We start from the raw sequence: 25096 nt of genomic DNA, 5'->3' as shown, positions 1-25096 counted from the left end.
GTAACAATTATAAGCACCGGGCAGTACTCGCATGCCTGTATTTAAGGTTTTTCTGTTATAGTTTACGGTAATAGCGCGCGTAGATGAGGGGATTTTTTCAAATTTTGATATGTTTGCTGCTGCTTTTTCTGGTTAAAGCATCAAACGCGCAGGTATGGCGTACAGTGGCGGGCGGGTCAAATTCGCCGGGTAGCTTTGCTCAAAAAGTTTATACTACTAATGATGGTTTGCCGTCACGAAGCACTACTTGCGCCATAAGGGATAAGCGGGGCTTTATGTGGGTAGGTACCGAGAACGGGTTGTGTAAGTTTGATGGTTATACCTTTAAAACGTATGTTACCGTACCCGGTAACGCCAATACTATCACCAGCAATTATATAAACGCCATAGTTGAAGATAGAAAGGGCCGGTTATGGGTGGGCACTATGGATGGGTTAAATATGTTCGATCCGCTTACCGAGCAATTTACGCGGTTTTATCATAATGACAAGGATGGGCACTCGCTCAGCAATAACAAGATATTCAGTTTATTGGTTGATAGACAGGGCGTAGTATGGGTGGGTACCGATGATGGTTTTAATCAGTATAATGCTGCTGAAAACAAATTCATTGTTTACCAGCCCGACGCAGCATCGCCTACGGCGATGAAGGGAAAATCTGTCAACGCTATAATAGAGGACAGGCAAGGTAACCTTTGGCTTGGTAACTGGAGCAGTGGCCTTAACAAGTTTAATATAAAAAGCCGGCGTTTCACTAACTACAAGCAGGCTTACAAACCGGGCGATAAAAACCCGAACGATGTTTGGGCGATATGTGCCGATAATAAGGGCAAAATATGGGTAGGCACATATTGGAGCGGTCTTTTCCGTTTCGACCCGGAAACCTCGCAATTTAAGGCTTACCCATGTACAGCCGGAACTAACTCAGCCGTGTTCAGCATCATGAATACCGGGCGAAATGCCATGTTAATTGGTGGAACAGAGCGCTATTACTGGTTTAATACCGATGATGGGGTTTGGCAAATGTTGCCCGGTACATCCAATTTTTCAAATGGAAGTACCTATGCTGATCAGGATGGAATTTTGTGGATATGCTCAAACGGCGGCTTAACCAAAATTGATTACGGGCAGTATAAATTCAACCTGTTTAAGCTTAATATCGACAACCGTATAGTAAAAAGTATCTTGGTTGCCGGTACCGATATGTGGGTGGGCACAAATAACGGCTTATTTAAATATACCTATCAAAACGGTAATTCCCGGTCAACAGTTTACACAAAGGCAAACGGTTCGTTGCACAGTGATGATATTACCAAGCTTTACCAGGACAGCAAAGGGAATATATGGGTGCTTACAGAAAATGGTTTTGATAAGTATGATAGGCAAAATAACCGCTTTACGCATTTTGAACATCATTCCGCAATAGGTAGTTTATTTAATGAGGACGTTTTCCGGGATATCATTGAGGTGGATCCCGGGCAATATTGGTTAGCTACCGATGCCGGGCTTAAAATATTTGACAGCAATACAGGCAAGTTCACGCATTACTACAATCAAAAAAATAATAAATATTCAATTGACAATAATCACCTGTACAGCCTTTTAAAGGATGGCGACCACACCGTATGGATTGGTACTTATGGCGGCGGCCTCAGCCGTTTTGACCGCCGTACCGGTTGGTTTCACTCTTACACGGCCGATAACAGCACAACTGGTAACATCAGCAACAATATTGTAAAAACCATTTTACCCGATGGGCACGGAAACCTGTGGGTTTGCACGCCTGATGGCCTGAATAAATTCAATAAGCAAAAAGGAACCTTCGAGGTTTACTCGCGCGGTAGCGGTTTTGCCAGTAATGTTTTTAACGATATTACGCTTGATGCAGGCGGCAACTTATGGGCACTTACCGAAAATGGCGCGTCGGTGCTTAACCCGTCAAAAAAAACCGTAAGGAATTTTGACGAGGCCGATGGGTTATTTGTTAACAATGTGATGTACAACGCCGGCGGGAAAGGTATATACATTGCGGGTAGCGAGGGCGTAATATATTTTGATCCGCTGCGCATACTCTACAATAACCGCGTACCCCCGGTTTATTTCTCAGATTTTCAGGTATTCAATAAATCAATAGTACCGGGCGATAAGTCGCCATTGCGTGAAAACCTCAACCTGGCAAAAGAGGTTAAACTCAACTACCGGCAGAGTGTATTTTCGGTAGAATTTGTTGCGCTGAGCTTTACCCATCCCGAGAAGAACGAATACGCGTATAAACTTTCAGGGTTTGATAAAAAGTGGAATTTCGTAGGTAAACAACGCAAGGCTACTTATACCAACCTAAACCCTGGTACCTATACGCTGTGGGTCAAAGGCTCCAATAACGATGGCGTTTGGAACAACGCGGGCCGCAAGCTTACCATTATTATTATGCCGCCATGGTACCTTACCTGGTGGGCATATGCGCTGTACGCGCTCGCGGCTGTAGGGGTGCTGTATGCCTACATCAGGTATAGGGAGCGCCAAGCGCGTTTAGAGTATGAAATACGCATATCGCATATAGAAAACGAAAAGGAAAAAGAGCTGAGCGAAAAGAAACTTTCATTCTTCACCAATATCTCGCACGAGTTTCGTACGCCGCTTACACTCATCATTAATCCGGTAAAGGAGTTGTTGTACCGTGATGATAAAAACGTTGACACCACCAATTTAAACGTAGTATACCGCAATGCACGCCGTTTGCTTAGTTTGGTTGATCAGTTGTTACTGTTCCGTAAGGCCGATTTAAAAGGGGACAACCTGAAAATATCGCAGCTGAATGTGGTAAGCTTAAGTAAAGAGGTGTTTTTATGCTTCAGCCACCAGGCGCGTTCAAAAAATATCAGCTTTGATTTTGATACGGATATTGATAGCGCGGAACTATTTGCCGACCGGGAGAAATTGGAGATTGTATTATTTAATTTACTATCGAATGCCATAAAATTTACACCTGAAGGTGGCAGGGTCGCCCTTTCGATAAAAAATAATGCCGATAATGTGGTGATCGAGATAGCTGATACCGGTTGCGGTATTCCCGATTCGACCGGCGAAAAGCTTTACGACCGCTTTTACCAGGAGCCGGGCGTAAACAACGCGCTAAAAGGCGGCTTTGGCATCGGCTTGTATATTGTGCGTACATTTATTGAAAAACATAAGGGAAGTATTACTTATCAGAGTAAAGTGAACCAAGGCACTACGTTTACCATTTCGCTATTGAAAGGCCGAACTCACTTAAATGATTGTGAGATAATTGAAGACACCGATACGCGGTCGGAATTTCTGAAAGAGCTTATAGAAGATGAAGTTACCGCTAACGCGAGGGTAGAGGCTGCCGAAGAAATGTTGTACGATGAGCAGTTGGCTACAGATGCTAAAACCCTGCTCATAATTGATGATAATGATGACGTGCGCGAATACCTGAAGCAGATATTCAGGTTAGAATACCGCATTTACGAAGCCAATAACGGCGAAACCGGTTTACAGATGGTTAAAGAGTATCTGCCCGACCTGGTTATAAGTGACGTGATGATGCAGGGAATGAGCGGCATTGAACTTTGTAATCTAATTAAAGAGGACGTGGCCGTATCGCATATCCCCATCATATTGCTCACCGCCAGCTCTTCGCCCGAAATTAAGCTTAAGGGCATTGAGGGAGGTGCGGACGACTACATTAGCAAGCCCTTTGATAAGGAAATATTAAAAGCGCGCGTTGCCGGAATACTTAAAAGCAAAAATAACCTGCAGAAGTATTTCTATAACGAGGTAACGCTTAACTCAGCCAATTTGCGCATATCTGCGGAGTACAAGGAATTTCTGGATAATTGCATCAGCGTAGTGAACAAGCACATCACCGATCCTGATTTTAATATACAGATACTTGCAGATGAAATAGGTATGTCGCGCTCAAACCTGTTTAAGAAGATAAAATCCATATCAGGCCAATCGGCCAATAGTTTTATTCGGTTTATCCGTTTGCGCAAGGCTGCTGAACTATTTATCAATACCGATAACACGATACTGGAGACCTCGTACCTTGTTGGTATTAATGATCCAAAGTACTTTCGCGAGCAATTTAATAAGCTGTTCAACATGAACCCCTCGCAGTACATTAAAAAGTATCGCAAAAATTTATCGGCCAAGCTATCTGTTAACCCCGATCTGGTAAAATACAGGTAACATTAACAATATCAGAATCTTAATCAATTTTTAATAAGTTTAGTATAGGGGTAAATTATCAGTTTACCCCCTTTTTTTTATGTATTGCCCCCTTTTTGGCGATGGTTTTAAACGCCAACTTAGCCTCATAAACCTAAAATAACCGCTTAGCTTATTTACACATGTAAAGCTTGGGCTGTAGCCCGGCTATTGCAGCCATGCGGACTATTTTACCAATTACTAATTTTTATTTAACCATTTATGAGCATGAGAAAAACTCTACAAAATGAAGTATCGCCTCCATGTTTATCGCGAAAAGCAGCGTTGGCAATTGCCCTGCTTTCACTGTCGGTAGCTGCGGTAAGGCCGGTACATGCTGCGGTAACTAACCCATTACACCGGGTTAGCGCTAACGTGAACAAGTTTCCGGTAAGCGGTGTGGTGACTGACGAAAAAGGCGCGCCACTACCAGGCGTAAGTGTTACTGTTAAAGGTACTACTACCGGCGTTGTAACCGATGTTGACGGTAAATACACCGTGCAAGCCAATAGCGAAAGCGATGTGCTGGTATTCTCATTCATCGGTTACCAAACGGTTGAGAGGCCCATTGGCGGCAGCTCAAAAGTGAATATCCAGTTAACAGCCGACAATAAATCACTAAGCGAGGTTGTAGTAGTAGGTTATGGTACTCAAAAGAAGGCCACCTTAACCGGCTCAATATCGCAGGTTAAAGGTTCTGACCTGGTGAAGAGCCCGCAACCGAACTTGTCAAACTCACTTGCCGGCCGTTTCTCAGGTGTGGTAATTAACAACCGCAGCGGTGAGCCGGGATACGATGGTTCAAACATTACTATTCGTGGTTTGGCAACAACACGTAACAACAGTGTTTTAGTTGTTGTGGATGGAGTACCGGGCCAGATAGGTGGCTTAGAGCGTTTAGACCCTAATGATATTGAAAGCGTATCAGTATTGAAAGATGCATCTGCTGCAATATACGGTAACCGTGCTGCAAACGGTGTTATATTGGTGACCACTAAAAGAGGTAAAACCGGTAAACCATCTATCAGTTATACGTTCAACCAGGGCTTTAGCTCTCCAACGCGTTTGCCAAAAATGGCCGATGCCGCCACATACGCGCAGATCATGAATGAGATTGTGTATGATTCAAGCCCGTCAGGCGGTTTAAACCAGGCTTATACCGAGGAGCAGATACAAAAATTCAGAGACGGTTCTGATCCGCTGCTGTATCCTAATACAGATTGGATTGACCAGTCGTTAAAAAAAGTTGCCCTGCAAAACCAGCAAAACCTGTCAGTAAGTGGCGGTAACGAGAATGTCAAGTATTATACATCATTAGGTACAATTTACCAGGACGGTATTTACAAAAACGGTGTAACCAAGTACAAGCAATATAATTTCCGCTCCAATATCGATGCGAACATCTCAAGCCGCTTAAAAGTGGGTTTGTCGTTATCAGGCAGGCAGGAGAACAGGCAATTTCCGCAGATTGGTGCGGGTGATGTTTTCCGCTCTATATACCGTGCTAAACCTATTATAGCTGCGTATTATCCTAACGGACTGCCAACAACAGGCATCGAGAATAATAACCCGGCTGTTCAGGTAACTGACGCAGGTGGTGTTGTTGACAATCCTACACAGGTATTTAACGGAATTTTGCGTGGTAGTTATCAGTTACCGGGTATTGAAGGCCTTTCATTAGATGGTTTCTTCTCGGTTGATAAATCACACGCGTTTAACAAAAGCTTTAGCAAGCCTTATGTGTTGTACCGTTACGATCAGGCGACTGACACCTACCTGCCGGTTATAACTGGTGGTAATAATCAAAAAGCCACGTTAACGGAAAGCTATAACAGTAATTCTTTAGTAACATCAAACATTAAATTAAATTTCGCACGTAAATTCGGCCTGCACGATATAACCGCCTTTGTGGGTTATGAGCAAAGCAAAACACATGGCGAATATTTTGATGCGCAGCGTTTTAATTTCTTGTCAACACAATTACCTGAGCTTTCGCAAGGTGGTACTGCCGCTACTGATTATTTGAACTCCGGTTACAGTACTAACTATACTCGCCGCAGTATCATTAGCCGTTTAACTTACAATTACGACGAGAAATACCTTTTCGAAGCACAATTCCGCGCGGATGGGTCTTCAATTTTCCCATCTAATAAAAATTTTGGATACTTTCCGTCATTCTCTGGCGCATGGCGTGTTTCAAAAGAAGACTGGTTTAAGGATAATGTTAAAGCCGTTAATGATTTAAAGTTCAGAGTATCGTATGGTACTTTGGGTAATGACGCTGTCGATCAGTTCCAGTACTTTGACAACTTTTCGATAGTTACCAATGGTTTTGTTGCAGGCAGCGATCCTCGTATCTTACCTGGTATTAACCTGACCAAGTTAGCTAACCCTAATATCACCTGGGAAACTTCGCGGAAGCTCGATATTGGTATTAACGCTACCGTATTCAATAACTTTACAGTTGAAGCCATTTACTTCAGCCAAAAAAGATCAAGCATCCTTGCTGCACGAAATGGATCCATACCAGGTTCTTCAGGTATCGTAAACCCATACGGTGGTCCTAACCTTACACCTGACGAAAATATAGGTAAAGTGAACAGCTCGGGTTTTGAAGGTACATTAGGCTACGCTTCAAACAACCAGGGCTTCAACTGGGGTGTCTCTGGTAACTTTACATTCGCTAAAAGCAAAATAATATTTATTGATGAAGCCGCGGGTGTGCTTGATTATCAACGCCAAACCGGTTTACCAATTGGTACTTCATTGCTTTATAACTCAATTGGTATTTTCCGTACACAAGCAGAACTGGATGCGTATCCGCACGTACCGGGCGCTAAAGTGGGTGATTTGAAATATCTTGATTATAACAATGATGGTAAGATCACCGCTGATGATCAAACCCGTACCAAGTATGGCAATATACCTCAAATTACTTACGGCTTTACCGCAAACGCATCGTACAAAAACTTTGATGTATCATTATTATTCGCAGGTCAGGCACAGGTTAGCCAATACGTATTGCCTGAAGCTGGTAGCGTAGGTAACTTTTACAGCAGCTGGGCCGATAACAGGTTTAGCCCGTCAAACCCGAACGGTACTTATCCTCGTGTAACCGAGCGTGCGTCAAACGCTATCAGCGGCGGCCAGTATAATAATACCTTTTGGTTAAATGATGCATCCTTCCTGCGCTTGAAAAACGTTGAACTTGGTTACAATGTACAGGCATCATTCCTGCAAAAAATCAAGATCTCCGGTTTAAGGGTATATGCCAGCGCATTTAACTTGTTTACCATAAGCAAGGTTAAGGATTACGATCCGGAAGGTACAAGCGGCAGCGGCCAGTTTTATCCGCAACAACGTATTATCAACTTAGGTGCAAGTGTTAAATTTTAATTGAAGTAAAGATGAAATTGATATATAGAAAGCCGCTTTATTTTGCACTTTGTGCGATGAGCCTTGCGGCTTGTAAAAAGGATTTTTTAACTGTTACGCCTACGTCAATCGTAGCTACATCGGCAATATCATCAGATACCTCTGTTTTTGAAGCCTTTGTTACCGCGCGTTACATTGGCACACGTTTACAGGATAAAGAGGCTGATGGTTCAAATCCGGGCTTTGGCCGTGGCTTTGAGTACAGCATGATGAGCTCGTTCACCGATGAGTCTGTTTATAATAACGATGACGCAACGTGGTTGATACAACGTGGACAGATGGCGCCTGAAAACTTGGGTAGTGCCGGTGTAATTTGGGCAAGAAGCTATCGCAGCATTCGCGAGTGTAACTACGCGTTAAGTGTTTTGCCGGGCTTACAAATGAGCGCCGGCCACAAAACCAGGTTAGAGGGCGAATTGAAATTTATCCGCGCATATCGCTATCACGATCTTATACGTAACTACGGTAAAGTAGTATTAATGGGAGACAGAGTGGTCGGCCTTAACGATAATCTGCAGGATCCTGCGCTGTTCAATCGTGCGCCGATTAAAGATGGTATTGACTATGCTGTAGCTCAACTTGATGATGCAGCGGCTAAACTACCGCTAAATAACGATGGTACCTGGGAATTAGGCAGGGCTACCCGTGGCGCGGCTCTGGCGCTAAAAGCAAGGTTACTATTGTATGCAGCAAGCCCGCTATATAATACTGGCACTTGGGCTGCAGCAGCTACTGCGGCGCAAGCTGTAATAGGCCTTAATAAGTATGGCATTTATACCGGCGGCTATCGTAATATGTTTCTGGTTAACGAAACCAATGAGGTAATATTCGAGCGCTTATTTACTAAGAATGCTAACCATGTACACCTTGAAATTGCTAACGGGCCTAATGGTTATGGTGGCTGGGCCGGTAATTCGCCTATGCAAAACCTGGTTGATGATTATGAAATGACAAGCGGTAAGCCTATCACTGATCCTACTTCAGGCTATGTGGAGAGCGACCCGTATGCAAACCGTGATCCACGTTTTTATGCTACCATCCTGTTTAATGGCGCGCCTTATCGCGAGCGTAACATCGAAACGTTTGTGCCGGGTGGTAAAGATAGCCGTGATGGTATTGATAACTGGAACACCACCAAAACCGGCTACTACCTTAAAAAGTACATGAACGATGCATACCCATTGCAAAACCCATGGGGTAACGCGGGTTTTCAGCCTTGGATATACATCCGTTACGCCGAAGTATTGTTAAACTTTGCTGAAGCGGCTAACGAAGCCTATGGTCCTGATGTTACGCCGTCCGGTGCTACCATGTCGGCAAGGCAAGCCGTGAATATGGTTAGGCAGCGCCCAAGTGTTAACATGCCGGTTATAGCAGCAGGTGTCAGCCAATCGGCCATGCGTGAGGCTATCCGCCGCGAACGCCGCGTTGAGCTTGCGTTTGAAGAGCACCGTTTTTACGACGTAAGGCGTTGGAAGATTGCTGACGTTACAGAGAATAAACCTGCGGCCGGTGTAATTATCACCAAAACCGCAACAGGATTTACTTACACACCTAAGGTTGCCCTTGATGGTCGCCACTTTGAAACCAAACACTACTGGTTGCCAATACCAAGAAGTGAAATTCAGGCTTCAGGCGGACAGTTGCAGCAAAACGAAGGTTATTAGTAAGTTGGTTGGTTGGAAAGAGGGCGGGGGCTTTGGCCCCAGCCCTTTATTTTGGTATGTAACCCCGCAATTATAAAAAGCCACTTAAATTATACATTACTTAATCAGAAATTTATGAAGCAATTCTCCTGCTCAGTTATTACATGCCTGCTTGCTGCCCTTCTGCTCGGTGGTTGCTCGGCATCAAAGCAGCAGCACACATTTGCCCTTGCCGACAGTACTTTTGTGCTGGATGGTAAGCCTTTCCAAATTATATCCGGCGAAATGCATTATCCGCGCGTACCGCGCGAGGCATGGCGGGCGCGCATGAAAATGGCCAAAGCTATGGGCCTTAACACCATCGGTACTTATGTTTTCTGGAACGTGCACGAGCCACAAAAGAATAAATACGATTTTACCGGCAATAATGATGTAGCCGAATTTGTACGCATTGCCCAGGAAGAAGGCCTTTGGGTAGTATTACGCCCAAGCCCTTACGTTTGCGCCGAATGGGAATTTGGTGGTTATCCGTACTGGTTACAAACCGAAAAAGGACTTGAGGTACGCAGTAAAGAAAAACAATACCTGAACGAGTATCGCGAATATATAAATGAGGTAGGTAAACAGCTTGCCCCTTTACAGGTAAATCATGGTGGTAACATCCTGATGGTACAGGTTGAAAATGAGTATGGCTCATACGGCAGCGATAAAGAATATTTGAAGATCAACGAAAAAATGTTCAGGGATGCCGGTTTTGATGGCATACTTTCAACCTGCGATCCGGTTCCGGCGCTTGAGGGCGGGCATTTGCCTGGCCTGCTGCCCGGCGTTAACGGTATTGATAACCCGAAACAGGTAAAAGAACTGGTTAATAAATATAACAACGGCAAAGGGCCTTATTTTGTAGCGGAATGGTACCCTGCATGGTTTGATTGGTGGGGAACACCGCACCATACCGTACCTGCCAAAGATTATGTAAACCGCCTTGACTCGGCCTTGCGCGGTGGTATATCCATTAACATGTATATGTTTCATGGCGGTACAACCCGCGGTTTCATGAATGGCGCTAACTTTAAAGATAGCACCCCGTACGAGCCGCAGATCAGCAGTTATGATTACGATGCCCCGCTTGATGAAGCAGGTAACGCTACCGATAAATTCATGCAGTTTAGGGAAGTGATCAAAAAGAATTTGCCTGCCGGTACTCAAATTCCGGATGTGCCAGCTGCAAAACCATCAGTAGCCATGCCTGCTATTAAAATACAAAAGCAGGTAAGCGTATTTAACATTGTAGGTACACCGAAAGAAAATAAAACGCCGCTTACTTTTGAGGATATGAATCAGGCTTACGGCTATGTGCTTTACCGTGCAACCGTTAAGGGTGGCAGCAAAGCAAAGCTTAAAATAAAAGACCTGCGTGATTACGGAGTAGTATTCGTTAATTCAAAACGGGTGGGTATGCTTGATCGCCGTTTAGGTCAGGATAGCATGATGGTTGATTTACCGGCAGGTGATGTTACCCTTGATATACTGGTTGAAAACATGGGCCGCATTAATTTCGGTCCTTATTTGTTGAAGAACAAAAAGGGGATAACCGAAACGGTAATGCTTAACGGGCAGCAGGTTTACAATTGGAAAATGTTCCAGTTACCGTTTGATCAGCCTGAAACGGCTAAGATAAACGGAACTCAGGTAGTTACAGATCAGCCTGTATTAAAATACGGCGAGTTTTCAATTGCCAATGCCACAGACACTTACCTTGACATGCGTAAATGGGGCAAAGGTGTTGTTTGGATAAACGGGCATAATCTTGGCCGTTACTGGAGCATTGGCCCACAACAAACCATATATGTACCTGCCGAGTGGCTCAAAAAAGGTAAAAATGAGGTTGTGGTATTCGAGTTGATTAAACCTGACCAAACCGAATTAAGCAGCTTGGCTAAGCCGATACTCAATGAGTTAAAATAAAAACAAATACCCCTTTACCAAAAACGCAGTCCCGAGAGGCTGCGTTTTTGTTTTATACAGTTTTTGTTTTCAGATCTACCGGCTGACTTTTGTTGATGATGTTGTGTATAATATCATCCAACTCTTTGGCCGATAGATTAAGATATTCGAGCATCAGCTTGCTATCCTGGTCGCATGGCGAATGATTTAACAGGTCGAGCAAACCCATAATGCGGGCCAGCGGTGCACGCACAATGTGCGATTGTGTCCAGGCAATTTCCTGAAGTGTAGCGTTACGGTGTTCAATAGCATGAATGTAGTTCATGCGGTCGGTGATATCTTGTATGGCACCTATCATTCGTACAGGTTTTCCGTCATCATCAAATATTAAAAAACAACGGTCCAAAACAGTTTTATAACTTCCATCAGCGCATCTGAACCGGTATTCGTTCATGAATCGTGACAGGCGGCTTTCCATAGAAAACTCAGCGTTGGCAACCACCTCCTCTACATCGTCGGGATGAACACGATCGTACCACCACTGGTAACTATTGTTCAGATCTCTATGCCCGAATATGCCGTTAATACCGTGGTTCCATTTCACCTCTCCGGTTACTATATTTAAATCCCAAATAGCATCGCTGGTAGCTTTTGATACGATGTTGTATCGCTCAAGGTGCTCTTTAATAATGTTATCCTGCTCAACGCGCCTGGTTACATCTCGAGAATTCAAAACAATGCCTTCAATTGCCGGATCATCTCGAAGGTCGGTAATTACGGTTTGCAACCATCGCCCCGTGCCGCTATCATCCGTAAAAAGTATAGGCTGCAGTTCAATGCGCTGATGTTCGCTAATATCCGCTAATACGGTGCTCAACACCTCCGCATCCGCTGCCGACAGATACCGGCTGATGTTTGTGCCGGTAAGTTCTTCAGCAGTAACACCTGCAATGGTTACGGCGTTCGGGCTTACGTATTTGTAATTACCCTCGCTATCAATAATACACACCAGGTCAGAGCCTTCCTGTATCAAAGCCCTGAAGCGGCGCTCACTCGTTTTTAACGCTTCTTCCGCTTTCAATTTATCAGTGTAATCAATGGCGATTACTATGCGCGCAGCCCTACCGTCATAAGTAATAGGGTTTCCGCGGGTAAGAACGCTCATCAATTGCCCGTTGCGTTTTATATGCCGTGAAATGCCTGTATGTTGAATGCCCTGCTTAATTTCGCCCTGTATAATTTGCTTAAACATAGGCACGTCTTCTGCCGGCCGTATATCCAGCAGGTTCATGGCTTTGAACTCATCCGTGCTGTAACCGTAAATTTGTATAGCGGCATCGTTAACGTCAAGATAGTTCAACGTTTCAATATCGTAAACAAACATAGGGTGCGGGCTCAACTGAAACAGATCGCTGTAGCGATTTTTAAGCATTTCCAAATCCTGCTCAATGCGCTTGTTTTCTGTGATATCGAGGCAGGCGCCAACCATTTTAAGGGGCATGCCGTTGCTATCACTTTTTAATGTTCCCCATGAGCGTAGATAGCGAACTTCGCCATTCGGGCGAATAATTCGTTCTTCAAAGCTAACGTCCTGTTTGTTTGCTAAAACGCCGGAAATTATTTCGTAAACCCGCTGCCTGTCTTCGGCATGCAATAATTCCTGGTAGCCCTCAAAGGTAGCTTCAAATTCGCCTTTGTTAAGTCCGTAAATGCTATACAAGGTGTCTGACCAGGTCACTTTATTGTTTACTACATCCCAGGCCCAGTTGCCAAAATGCGCTAACTCCTGTCCTTGCGTCATCAGGCGCATGGTTTCTTCAAGCGTAGCGGCATATTCCCTGTTTTCAATAATCACTTTCAGTAAGGCCGCCGCGCGCTCGATAATTTTTATTTCGTGCTGTTCAGGCACCATTACCTGTTTGTAGTATAAACCAAACGTAGCAACAACTTCGTTTTTGCTGTTCATGATGGGGTATGACCAGCAAGCCCGCAAACCATTACTCAATGCGGCCTCACGGTAATCGTCCCAACGGTCGTCAATGGTTATATCAGCGCTTATTACGGGTTGCTTTAAATAAGCGCAGGTACCGCATGATCCAACTTTTTCGCCAATTGTTACACCCTCTATTGATGCTGAATAAGCCCGCGGTAGCGATGACGATGCCCAGTTGTATAACCGGTTGTCCTCAACCCGCATAAGCGAGCATATCATTTCGGGAAATATCCACTCAATACCTTCAATATAATTGTTCAGTACATCAATGAGCGGAGTTCCGGCGCGTGAATTTAGCTCTAAAATGCGTCTTTCTAAACGTTCCAGGTTATTGGCAAGTTCTGCCTCTTTAGCTGATTTAAGTTGAGCGGTAATATCATGCGCCATTACAATGCGCACGTTAGGCCCCCACGATGGTAGTATCTTTGAGTTAACGATAACATCGATGATTTCGCCGCTCTTGGTTACCAGACGTAATTCCTGATCGTTGGGTAAGCCTTTAGTTACTTTTTCATCTATAGCCTGTTTAAGCGCCGGCACATCAGTAGGGTGCCAAAGCGCCCGAACTGTAGTATTCAGATACTCTTCAAGCGTATATCCGTAAACTTCTTGCGCAGCCTGGTTAGCCGCCAAAAATTTCAATGTTATTGCATCATAGGCCCAGGTAGGTACCGGGCTGTAGTTAAAAAGGTCGAAACTTTTATGGCGATAGTCATCTGCCCCGGTGCCGCCAACGCTATGAAAATTCTGAACGATGCACATTAACCCATTATCTTCATTAAGCATTGGGTAGGTATCAATGCCCCACATGGAATCGTTGATAATGGCAAAAAGCTTTTCAGGATAAACCTCTTTACTATTAACCACATCTATTACCGATTGCCTTAGCAGATGCCGTGTTTCAGCTTTGAAATATTTTTGCAGAAAATCGTTATAACTCAAATCTGCAAAACTACTTTGTGCGGCATTCAGGGCATTAGCCAATGCCCGGTTGGCAAAGGTTATATGCAACTCATGCTGTAAAGACAGCAGCAGGCAAGGAACAGGCTGAGCATCAAAAATTACTTCAATTTCCCTGAATGTCATAATATGTGCAGAAGGTTAAGTGAATTTACATTGTATCTGATGAAAGAATGAATATAACTTACTTATAGTCAATTACGAAATTTACTTTAACGCAGTTTTTATAGCCTCGTCAGTAACCTGTGCCATAGCTTCGTAACCTTTACGGTTAGGATGCACCCCGTCTGTTGTCAATTCGGCTTTTTGTCCGTTCTTTTCGTCTTTTAACGGGGTAAAATAGTCAAGCAATACCAGTTTTTTTTGCGCCGCGTACTGCTTTATAACTTTGTTTAGTGCAATGATGTTTTCGGCAGCGGGGTAGCCTTTTCGCCAAGGGTATTCATAAACGGGAAGGTAAGCGCAAAGAATTGGTTTTACGTTATGGCTTTGTGCCAATTCTACCATCGAGCGGATGTTGTTCATGATGCTTTCAATGGTTACATGGCCCGTTGAGCCAGCCAGATCATTGCTGCCGGCGAGTATAATTACTGCTTTTGGTTTCAGATCAATTACATCCTGCCTGAAACGTATGAGCAACTGCCCTGATATCTGTCCGCTTATACCACGATCAACGTAATTTTTGTGATTTTCAAAATATTCAGGCATGCGGGTTTTCCAAAACTCAAATATGGAGCTGCCTAAAAATACTACCCGTTTTTCACCGGGTTTAGCGGCCGGTAAAGTTTGGTTCTCTTTAGCGTAGTGACGAAGGTCGGCCCAATCATCGCGAAAATCCTCCTGTGCAGGTTTTTCCTGTGCAAAAAGTGTTGAGCAGCAAATAAATAAGGCTGTAATTGTAAAACTGATTTTCATATATAGAACAGGTTAATTTATGGTTGGCAAAAGTTAATAATTATTTACTTGTAGTAAAAGTATTTTTGCCGGGGAGTTTGTAACTTAGTTTTAACCAATATAAACAAGCCGGTCAGTATTTCTTCGTTGTTGTAACCATCCTGTAGCTTATACGTACACCCTACTTTAGGAGTATTTTTTTTATGAGATATGGCGCTTTAAAAATAGCCCTTATTTATGTGATTTTGAGTCTTGTTTGGATCACGTTCAGTGATCAGGCACTTGTATACCTGCTTAATGATACCAATAGTCATTTAATTTTAACGTTCAGTACTTTCAAAGGGTTCTTCTTTATATTGTGTACCGGTGTTTTCCTGTTTTTTCTTATCCGGTCGGATGATAAAAAGCTTAAACAAAGTGAAAGTCAGTATCGCGAGATGTATGAAAGCAACCATACGCCGATGTGGATATATGATGCTGAAACATTCAACATTGTATCGGTAAACGAGGCTGCCAGTAAACTATATGGCTACCCGCCGGATGAGTTTCTGAAAAAAAGGATGACCGATTTGGCTATGCCTGATCAGCAAAATTGCGATAAGTCATCTGTGGCAGAAATGCATTTGCAGAATGCCTGCGGAAATTCATGCCATGTAAAAGCGGACGGATCTGTTTTCTACCTTAATCTTTCATTGCGGGATATCCAGTTTAACGGTAAACCGCATATGCTGGCCATGGTGCGTGATATGACGGCGCAGATTTTATACCAGCAATCCTTAGATAAAATTAACCGGGATTTGCAGGAAGAAAAGAAGAAACTCAGCGAAACCCAGCTAATATCAAAAGTAGCGGGGTGGGAGTTTTACCCGGCCGCTAACAACCTCATATGGTCCGACGAGTTTTATGAGATTTTTGGTGTGAGTAAGGAGGATAAGCGCCCGGCCTTTGAGATATATGTCAGCCATATATTTCCGGAGGATCGGGACCTGATGCTGAAAGGCCTGCACGAACTGGTTACAAAGGGTAAGCAAATGGACGTTACCCACCGTATAACAGCCATTGATGGCAGCATGCGTTATGTAAGGCAACTTGCAAGGCTTGAAAGTGTAGCGCCCGATGTTAAAGTAGTTGGTTCGGCACAGGATATTACGGAATTGAAAACCCTGGAGATAGAGCGAAATAAATATCTCTATAATTTTGAAGACACTCTTAACAGCATATCTGACGCTTTTTTTGCACTCGACCATGATATGCGTATCATTCGTATAAATGAAGCCTTCAGGCAAATGACCGGTTTGCCTACGGCAGCGGTGTTGGGCGAAAGTATATTCACGATTTTTCCGAAGGAGCGTAACCGTTTTTATCCATACTACCAAAGGGCGTTAAAAGAGCGGGTAATTACCAAGCGTGAAGATTACTCGGAAGTGCTTGATAAATGGATACGCATGGCAGCCTTCCCCACAAATGATGGCGTATCTGTTTATTTTTCAGACATATCTGAAGACAAGGAAAAGGATATTAAACTCAAAGAAGCTGTTGAGCGTTACGAACTGGTTGCCCAGGCCACGCATGATGTTATTTATGATATGGATATTGTTAATGATAGCATTATTTACAACACCAGTTTAACCCATCTCATTAACATTCCTTTTGATCAAATTCAATATAACCTGGCTTGGTGGCGCTCCCTTATCCATCCTGCTGACGCGGCAGAGGTTGTAGCCAGCCAGGAACGCGTTAAACGCCTGCGCAAAACCAACTGGGAGTGCGAGTACCGTATTTATTGCGGTAACGGCGAATATAAGTATGTGATGGATCAGGGCTATTTTGTGTTTAACGAACAGCAGGAACCGATACGTTTGATTGGTGCTATCAGGGATATTGACGCGTTGAAAAGATCTATACAGGAAAATAAGCGCCTGGCCGATATTATTAAACGGGTTAATAACATGATCGTAGTGACCGATCGTGAAGAAAAGATTACGTGGGTAAATAATGCATTTGAGCACATAACCGGTTACACCCTGAGTGACATTAAAGGGCGGCTACCTTATGATGTTTTGAGCCGGCCGGATGCCAAAGAGCCTTTGAGCGCTGAATTTGCTGAAAAGTTAAATGAGCATAAACCCTTTACTACTGACATGGTTATCTATACTGCTGAAAATCAGGAATTATGGGTATCGGCTGAGTTTACGCCATTTAACGATGGCAATAACAGGTATAATGGTTACATCGCCGTATATCAAAACATCACTTACCGGAAAGAAAAAGAGATGGAAATTCAGCGCCAGAACAACTTTTTACGGGAATTAGCCTGGATGAGTTCGCATCAGATGCGGCGACCTGTAGCAACCATGCTGGGGCTGATGAATTTAATCGATATAGCAGATAAAGAAGAGGATAAGAGCGAGATACTGCCTATGCTGGGCACCAGCATTAGGGAGATGGATGAAATTGTGCATGATATACATACAAAAATTAACGACGCCTTGCACAACGAACCGATTAATCCAGAACCAAATAAAAATTAGCGTTATAAAAAGGAACGTTGTAATGCTTAGGTTTTGCGCCTTAAACGGGTGTAACAAAATCTTTAAGTTAAATGTCGCCTTAGCTATTGGTAGCTAAATACGGCATTGTTATTATTGCTGATTGAATAAAAGCTTTTAGCATAATATGATAAAAAAGTATTTAGTTGTTATCACAGTTGCTTGCGCAATTGCGGTAATATCAGCGAAAACCGCACATGGGCAATCCGGAATTAGCGCAACTGATCCGGCAAGTGCGGTGAATGTGTTTCTTGGAACGTCCGGCGACCACGGGCAGTTATCGCCTGCGGCATCATACCCGTTCGGAATGCTGAGCATAGCGCCACAAACATACCCTAACCTGCACGCAGGCTATGAGCATAACGCCAAAAAGGTGCTCGGCTTTACGCACAACCGTTTTGAGGGTGTTGGATGCATGGGCAGCGGTGGTAATATACTCATTAAGCCGTTTTTAGGAGATAGCCCGGATGAAACAGAGTTGCTAAAATCGTCAGAAGCTGCCGGTCCGGGTTTTTACCGTATTGGCTTTGAAAATGGCATCAGCGCAAATATAGCCGTTCACAAAAATTCAGGTACGGAGGCCTATACATTCCCGGCAAATAATAAGCATGGTTTCTACATCAACCTAAGCCACACGCTGGCAAATGGCTTTGTAGCCGAAGAACATACCGCGAATAGCAATACTTTGAGTGGCTGGGTTGACGCGCGTACAACCTGCGGCGCCGGCGTATACCGTACATACTATTCCATCAATTTTAATGCTCCTGTTAAGTTTGATGCGGATGCCGATCATAAACTGATTGTTAGGGTAGAAGGGGCTGAGAAAGGTGTAATATTAAATATTGGCGTATCATCAGTTGATGTAGCACATGCGCAGGCATCGGCCAAAAATAACGGTATTAAAGCTTTACAAACCGCCAGCCATACTGATTGGAATAAAACCCTGGGCACCCTTGAAGTAAGCGGTGATGCAGAAACGCAAAAGCTGTTTTATTCCTTGCTGTACCGAACCGTCCAATCGCCGTACCTGATTTCGGAGGCTGACGGCACTTATCGTGGCACGGATGGGTCGCTGCAAAAAACGAATAAAACAGTATATAACGGCTGGTCTATCTGGGATAATTATCGCACCCAACTGCCATTAATGTCGCTATTGTATCCGGATAAGTATGCGGACATGATTACGTCCATAGCATCCATGTATAAATATGGTAAAAAGGATTACGCTACCCAGCACGAGCCATCGAACACCGTGCGCACCGAGCATGCCATTGTAGTTTTGCTGGATGCCTGGCGTAAAGGTTTTAAGTTTGACATTAACCGAATAGCTGACTCGCTGATTGCCGAAGGCAACCGGCTCGATTTTGACAAGCCTGATAAAGCGCTGGAGTCGAGTTATGATGCTTGGGCATTATCGCGCCTGATGGATATTGCCGGACGAAAAGCGGAGAGCGCGAAGTTCCGGGCGGTTGCCATAAAGTATAGGGATTACTGGGAGAAGGATTTTGAGGATATTACCAAGCGCGATGTTGACCGCATGCAGGCACGCGGATTATACCAGGGTACGATATGGCAATACCGCTGGTTTGTTCCGTTCGACGTTAAAGGATTGATCAACCTGGTAGGGGGCGAGCAAAAGTATATGGAGCAGTTGGATTATTTTTTTGCTAACGATCTGTATAACCACGCCAATGAGCCGGATATCCAGGCGCCGTTTATGTATAACATGACCTCGCAGCCCTGGAAATCACAGAAAATGGCACACAAGTACGCAGCTGATACAGTGGTGCAATACTATTTTAACGATAATAGCCGTGGCATCGATCCGTTTGTAAATCGTATATACCGCAACCAGCCCGATACTTATGTACGTACGATGGATGATGATGGCGGCGCCATGTCGGGTTGGTATGTTTTCACAGCTTGCGGTATTATGCCCGCCTGTGTTGGCGAACCGGTTTTTTATCTAAATGCCCCGTTATTTTCGGGCGTAAAATTCAATTTTCCTGATGGTAAGAAGTTCAACATTACCACCACGAATTTCGCAGCCAGGAATATCTACATAACATCGGCCACGCTGAATGGTAAGCAACTTAACCGCAACTGGTTAACCTACGCCGAACTTCGTAAAGGCGGAACACTTAACCTTACCTTGAGCGATAAACCTGACAAGAACTGGGGTACACAAAACCAGTATATAACGGACATAAATGCCAAATAAAAGTAAGGTCGCTGTTTACTAAAACAGCGACCTTACTTTTAAATTTTAAAATTCTAAATCTAACGTCTAAACCCTAACTTTTTGTTTGTTCACTACTCACTAATTTATTGTACAACTTTAACGGTACGGCCGCCGCGACCCTCGTTGTTGAATGCCCGCAGGTTAAGTTGCGGTGAATAAGGGATGCTGTCGGTAAACATGCGGCTGTTAACATCAGGTTCTGTACCGTCAGTAGTATAGCGAATAGTGAAACCCGGTAATTGCATGTTGGCTCGCACCAATCCATTTTCAATTACAATACCCGGAGTTGGAATTCGGTATTGAAAACCACCAGCATAATGGTCTAACTTTGGCAGTTCGCTTTTGCCCACTTTGTTAGCAAAAGCAGCCCAAGCCTGATTGTACATAGCCTCACTTTTTGCAATCTCCGGCTCGGTAGCCCATTGCGGGTCAGGTGCCCACGCACGTTCCGCTACTGCAAGCAGCTTAGGCAATAACAGGTATTCATGCTTTTCGGGAGAAGTGATCACCTCAGCCCATAGCGGCGATTGTATGCCTACAATGTTGCGTTTGCCTTCTTCGGTTAATTGCTCCTTACCATCAAAATATCCGGCTTTAAGCGGCTGGCCCTGCTCGTTTTCCTTCTGATTTTTATAATAGTTGTATGGGATAAAAGAGAATGGTTTATTCAGGTCGACATAGCCACCCCAGTACTGCCCACGCTCATAAAAACTGGTATTATAAGCCAGGTCCAGGTAAAGGTTGGTAACGTTGGTCAGCACCACTTTATAGCCTGCGTTGGCCAGTTTATAAGCCAGATCTTCGTTTCCGGCAAGGTTATTCCAAACATCGGTGTGGAAGTTCTCATTGGCAAAACGTGGGTCAATTACCAGTCGTTTACGGCCGTTGACTACGCCACTGGTTAAACCGATTTCTTCCCAACCGGATAAGTACAGGCTTTTTGATTTGAGCATGTTGTTTACCTTACCGAAGTAGTAAAACCACAGGTCGGATGTGTTTTTAATGCTCGAGTCTTTCTTCATCAGATCAGCAATTACCGGCGATTTTTCCCAGACGCCGGCAGGCACTTCATCGCCACCAAAATGTATGGTTTGTAAAGGCGCACCAGCTTCTTTGTACATGGCTATCAGCTCGTCAGACACTTTTTCCAGGAAAGAGTATACCGATGGCAGGCCTACATTTACAACGTTGTCGCTAAAACCCTGTACTGAGCGGTAGCTTGATTTGTCGTTAATATCACGCAGTAAATATTGTTCAGCCTCGGCTTTTTTGCCAAGTTTCATCAGGCGGCTGTAACGCGCGTCCATCGCTTTAATAGCAGCGCGCGCATGCCCGGGTGTTTCAATTTCTGGTATTACCCTTATATGCCTTTCATTAGCATAACGCAAAATTTCTATGAATTCCTGCCTGCTGTAATAGCCGCTGCCTGCCTGGTTGGTGGTATCAGGGCCTGAGCCGTAAGCAGGGTTAATTGCGTTAAGCTCGTTAGTGCTGTGCCCGCGTGTTGAGCCGGTTTGGGTAAGCTCAGGCAGCCCGGGTATTTCTATACGCCAGCCCTCATCATCAACAAAGTGCATGTGCAGCACATTGAATTTATAAAAGGATAACAGGTCGATCACCTTGATCAAATGCGATTTGGGCTGAAAATTACGGGCAACGTCCATCATAAATGCACGGTGTTCAAAACGCGGGGCATCTGTGATTGTAACGGCAGGGATATCAAAGTTTTTTTGTGTACCAGACCAGGCGCTTGCCGGCAACAGGTTTTTCAACGATTGCAACCCGTAAAATATACCCGCTCCGTTAGTCGCGCTTATAGTTATACGCCCCGGCGTTACTTGTAGCTGGTAACCTTCCGCGCCGTTATTGCCGCCTTTTTGAAGTACGATGACGTTATATTTTTCGGTAAAACCGGTTTGTGGTTTACTGCCTAAAACTTTGGCCAATTCATCTTTAAAATAGGTAGCCTCCTTAATAAAAGCCGGGTCATTAATAATTTTAACCTGCGGATTGAGCTTAAAGCTACCGGCGGCACGTTTGTAGCTAACCGGGGTAGGTAATACCGGCGATAAGTTAGCGGCAGGTACATCGGTTATCAGCTCATTTTGGCGATAAATTTTTTCGGCCAGCGCTTTTTCGCTCTTGTCTACATTTACCTGGTTGGTAATATCGGTAAGCAGCGGATAGCCTTTTTCGGGTTCGTTGTTAAAAACGATATAAAATCCTTTCGGAAAGTCGGTAACATCCTTAACATGCCCTTGCAACACGCTTGACGATATGGAGTCTCCGGCGGCGACACTTTTAAAGCCGCTGCCTGGGTATAACGCGAATAAGTCGCCGTTCACGCGGTCTACCAATAAAATTTTATCCGGGCCGGTGCGGGTGGTGGTGGCATTAAAATATATCTTCCAGCCCTTTGCCGGTATGGGTTTGCTACCCTTGTTAACTAAGGTTATCAGAGCGCGCGCCTGTGTGGTATTGGCATATGGATTTTCAACAATTTGCCAGCTTAACCTTAAATCAGCGGCATTAAACGGATTTTTGCTTTGCGCCAATGCCACGGCACTTATCATTACAGAAAATATTATTAAAACCGATTTTCTCATAAATGTATATTTAGAGGCAAGCCCCTTAGTTTAACACGTAAATATATTATGCGGTTGCAAAAAACCTGCCGATAAATTAGATAAAGCTGTTTAGCGGCTTATATTGACGCCTCATTAGCATCACCTAATGGCTGAACAGTGGCTTTAGCATGATAGCTTATTAATCCTTCAATTGGCGCTTTTATAATATTGCCGGTACGCATACCATAGGTTTTTGCCACATCGCTCAATATTGCCGAAAACATATAGCCTATTGATCCGACACAATTAAGTGAATAAAGTTTAAAATCCGGGTATAACGAGATCATATTCTCAAAGCAATCGGTAAATGCTTTACGGATAATACGGTTGATATAAGGGTGTTCCATGCGCGGCGCTATAAAGCGTACAAAACTTGCGCAAAACCGGTTGGGTAAAGGTTTGGAGTGGGCGTGTTCCACAATATCGTCAGGCGTGAGGCCGTATTCGTTCCAGAATTCAATACGCAGGTCTTCAGGCAACTGACCCCTGCCGTAACTAACTAATAGCTGCTTGCCAATGTAAGCGCCGCTGCCTTCATCGCCAAGCATAAAGCCAAGCGAATCAATTTGATGGGTTATAGTTTTGCCGTTGTACAGGCAACTGTTGGCGCCTGTGCCTAAAATAGCTACAAATCCGGTATCATCGCCCAAAAGCGCACGGGCCGCTGCCAGCAAATCGTGTTCAACCTCAATGTGCGCATGTTTAAAAATGCGAGCAAGGGCGGTTTCCACTATTGGGTTTTTGTCGCCACTACAGCCGGCACCATAAAAATAAATCTCTTTTACCTTCTCTGTATCAAGGTTAGCAGGCAGCTTGGCCACTATGGCGTTGTAAATATAATCCGCATCAACATAATACGGGTTAAATCCTTCGGTATCAAAATACGTTATGGAGTTGTTGTCGCCCAATAGGCACCAATCAGTTTTGGTAGAGCCGCTGTCTGCAATAAGTTTCATTGAACTAATTATTTAAGTGTTTTTACGCTCCGCCGGTAAAATACGGCCGGAAATTAATATTACTACGATATCTTCAGGTGGGGACAGCTTAAGTTTATAGTAGTCAGTTAATCAAAACTAATAAAAAGGTATAAAAACTTTAAAATTTTTTTAAAAAGATTTTTTGTGTTTTATAAAATTTAGATGACCCTTGTAAAAATATGTAACGCCTCTGCTTATATTAGCGTCATATATTTTAACAATACGTTACAGAACTTAAATTTGAGTATGGTGTTTGTTAGAATACGATTTACAACACTAACTTTTTGCTATTTGAGGATTATAAACCTGTATGTTCAACGCCAACAAGAAAACAGCTAAGCTTTATGCAGAGATAATACAAAATTTGTATTACAGCGAGCAATTATCAAGCGCTGAGCTAAGCGCACGCATTGATAAAAGTATACCGCTGGTTACCAAGGCAGTGAATCATTTAATTGAGGCAGGTTTTGTTGTAGAGCAAGGTTATGCCCCATCGAGCGGCGGCCGCAGGCCATTGATGTACTCAGTCAGGCACGATAGGTTATACATCGTTACCGTAGCGATGGATCAGCTTTCAACGCGTATTGGCATTGTTGACCTGTTGAATAATTTTGTTTCGCCCATAGAGATCATCAGCTTAAAGTTACTGGACAATCCGCAAGCGCTTGACTCTTTGGTATCGTTAATTAACAACCATATAGAAAAGGCGAAGGTTGATAAAGAAAAGATAATAGGGGTAGGCATTGGTATGCCGGGTTTTGTAAACGTAAACGAAGGAATTAACTACACTTACCTTGATGCCGGAAGTAAAAGCCTTACGCAATATATTGGCGATGCCGTAGAACTTCCGGTGTATATTGATAACGATTCGAGCCTTATCGCTTTGTCTGAATTAAAATTCGGCATAGCTAAATCGATTAAGGATGTAATGGTGATCAATATTGGTTGGGGGATAGGCTTAGGCATGATCATTAACGGACAGATATTCCGCGGGGAAAATGGTTTTGCCGGGGAGTTTAGCCATATACCCATTGCCGAGGAAGGCGCGCTTTGTGCCTGCGGCAAACAGGGATGTTTAGAAGCCGAAGCCTCTTTAATGGCAGTAGCTCAAAAAGCCATAGAGGGTGTTGAAAGCGGACAGAAGTCAAGCCTGCAACATTATATAACGGATGATCATTCTAATCTTGCCGTTGGTAACGTATTGATGGATGCGGCCAACAAAGGTGATCAATACGCAATTGAATTACTTTCGGATGCTGCGTACAAGATAGGCCGTGCGCTATCTATTCTGATACATATACTTAACCCCAAGGCCATAGTACTTAGTGGCCGTGGAGTTAAGGTTGGTAAACTTTTGTTAGCCCCTATACAACAGGCGCTTAACAAGTATTGCATACCTCGCCTGGCACAAGGAACGGAGCTATTCATATCTGAAATTGGGTTTGACGCAGAGCTGATTGGAGCGGCAATCCTGGTAATGGAGAGCTTTAATAAAGTACACGGCGGCACGTCAAAAAATAAATAAAACATTATAGATATTAAGCTGTATATACTGCATCTAATTGTGTGTCGTACTTTGTAAATTATTTAATAAGTT

At 43.9% G+C, this 25096-nt stretch carries 11 protein-coding genes; 7 read left to right on the top strand and 4 right to left on the bottom strand.

Annotated features, from left to right (window positions below; translation table 11 throughout):
- The first annotated feature begins 113 nt into the window (after positions 1 to 113).
- The 4 genes from LT679_RS05785 to LT679_RS05770 all read left to right on the top strand — a co-directional run bounded on the left by LT679_RS05785 (position 114) and on the right by LT679_RS05770 (position 11278).
- Entirely contained in the window at positions 114 to 4211 is a 4098-nt protein-coding gene (locus LT679_RS05785) for a hybrid sensor histidine kinase/response regulator (RefSeq protein WP_232176428.1), read from the top strand.
- 246 nt (positions 4212 to 4457) lie between these two features.
- Positions 4458 to 7625, top strand: a complete 3168-nt coding sequence (locus tag LT679_RS05780; RefSeq protein WP_232176425.1) for a SusC/RagA family TonB-linked outer membrane protein — start codon at positions 4458 to 4460, stop codon at positions 7623 to 7625.
- A 56-nt stretch (positions 7626 to 7681) separates the two neighbouring features.
- On the top strand, positions 7682 to 9331 hold the full coding sequence (locus tag LT679_RS05775) for a RagB/SusD family nutrient uptake outer membrane protein (RefSeq protein WP_232176423.1): 1650 nt from the start codon (positions 7682 to 7684) through the stop codon (positions 9329 to 9331).
- A 114-nt stretch (positions 9332 to 9445) separates the two neighbouring features.
- Entirely contained in the window at positions 9446 to 11278 is a 1833-nt protein-coding gene (locus LT679_RS05770) for a glycoside hydrolase family 35 protein (RefSeq protein ID WP_232176420.1), read from the top strand.
- 52 nt (positions 11279 to 11330) lie between these two features.
- Here the strand turns inward: LT679_RS05770 and LT679_RS05765 are convergent, their stop codons facing one another.
- The gene (locus LT679_RS05765) at positions 11331 to 14336 is read right to left on the bottom strand and encodes a PAS domain-containing protein (RefSeq protein ID WP_232176417.1); all 3006 of its coding nucleotides are present in this window, start codon (positions 14334 to 14336) and stop codon (positions 11331 to 11333) included.
- Between the two features lie 81 nt (positions 14337 to 14417).
- Complete coding sequence (locus LT679_RS05760; protein WP_232176415.1) at positions 14418 to 15125, bottom strand: SGNH/GDSL hydrolase family protein; 708 nt, start codon at positions 15123 to 15125, stop codon at positions 14418 to 14420.
- Positions 15126 to 15307: 182 nt separating this feature from the next.
- On the opposite strand from LT679_RS05760, the gene LT679_RS05755 reads away from it, so the two are divergent.
- Both LT679_RS05755 and LT679_RS05750 read left to right on the top strand, forming a co-directional pair.
- A complete protein-coding gene (locus LT679_RS05755; protein WP_232176412.1) occupies positions 15308 to 17635 on the top strand; it encodes a PAS domain S-box protein in 2328 nt (775 codons plus the stop codon).
- A 145-nt stretch (positions 17636 to 17780) separates the two neighbouring features.
- Entirely contained in the window at positions 17781 to 19874 is a 2094-nt protein-coding gene (locus LT679_RS05750; RefSeq protein ID WP_232176410.1) for a glycoside hydrolase domain-containing protein, read from the top strand.
- 104 nt (positions 19875 to 19978) lie between these two features.
- Here LT679_RS05750 and LT679_RS05745 read toward each other — a convergent pair whose 3' ends face one another.
- On the bottom strand, positions 19979 to 22501 hold the full coding sequence (locus tag LT679_RS05745) for a family 20 glycosylhydrolase (RefSeq protein WP_232176408.1): 2523 nt from the start codon (positions 22499 to 22501) through the stop codon (positions 19979 to 19981).
- A 98-nt stretch (positions 22502 to 22599) separates the two neighbouring features.
- Complete coding sequence (locus LT679_RS05740; RefSeq protein WP_232176406.1) at positions 22600 to 23478, bottom strand: N-acetylglucosamine kinase; 879 nt, start codon at positions 23476 to 23478, stop codon at positions 22600 to 22602.
- Between the two features lie 331 nt (positions 23479 to 23809).
- Between LT679_RS05740 and LT679_RS05735 the strand changes: the two genes are divergently transcribed.
- The gene (locus LT679_RS05735) at positions 23810 to 25024 is read left to right on the top strand and encodes an ROK family transcriptional regulator (protein WP_232176404.1); all 1215 of its coding nucleotides are present in this window, start codon (positions 23810 to 23812) and stop codon (positions 25022 to 25024) included.
- Positions 25025 to 25096 lie beyond the last annotated feature (72 nt).

It is taken from the genome of Mucilaginibacter roseus (genome assembly GCF_021215455.1).
Taxonomy (GTDB): Bacteria; Bacteroidota; Bacteroidia; order Sphingobacteriales; family Sphingobacteriaceae; genus Mucilaginibacter; species Mucilaginibacter roseus.
Note: the sequence above shows the minus strand (reverse complement) of the source record. Positions and strands in the feature narration are given on the sequence as shown.

Coding starts and splice junctions, on each gene's coding strand:
- LT679_RS05780 (WP_232176425.1), top strand. CDS start 4,458: ATGAGAAAAACTCTACAAAATGAAGTATCGCCTCCATGTTTATCGCGA.
- LT679_RS05775 (WP_232176423.1), top strand. CDS start 7,682: ATGAGCCTTGCGGCTTGTAAAAAGGATTTTTTAACTGTTACGCCTACG.
- LT679_RS05770 (WP_232176420.1), top strand. CDS start 9,446: ATGAAGCAATTCTCCTGCTCAGTTATTACATGCCTGCTTGCTGCCCTT.
- LT679_RS05765 (WP_232176417.1), bottom strand. CDS start 14,336: ATGACATTCAGGGAAATTGAAGTAATTTTTGATGCTCAGCCTGTTCCT.
- LT679_RS05760 (WP_232176415.1), bottom strand. CDS start 15,125: ATGAAAATCAGTTTTACAATTACAGCCTTATTTATTTGCTGCTCAACA.
- LT679_RS05755 (WP_232176412.1), top strand. CDS start 15,308: ATGAGATATGGCGCTTTAAAAATAGCCCTTATTTATGTGATTTTGAGT.
- LT679_RS05750 (WP_232176410.1), top strand. CDS start 17,781: ATGATAAAAAAGTATTTAGTTGTTATCACAGTTGCTTGCGCAATTGCG.
- LT679_RS05745 (WP_232176408.1), bottom strand. CDS start 22,501: ATGAGAAAATCGGTTTTAATAATATTTTCTGTAATGATAAGTGCCGTG.
- LT679_RS05740 (WP_232176406.1), bottom strand. CDS start 23,478: ATGAAACTTATTGCAGACAGCGGCTCTACCAAAACTGATTGGTGCCTA.
- LT679_RS05735 (WP_232176404.1), top strand. CDS start 23,810: ATGTTCAACGCCAACAAGAAAACAGCTAAGCTTTATGCAGAGATAATA.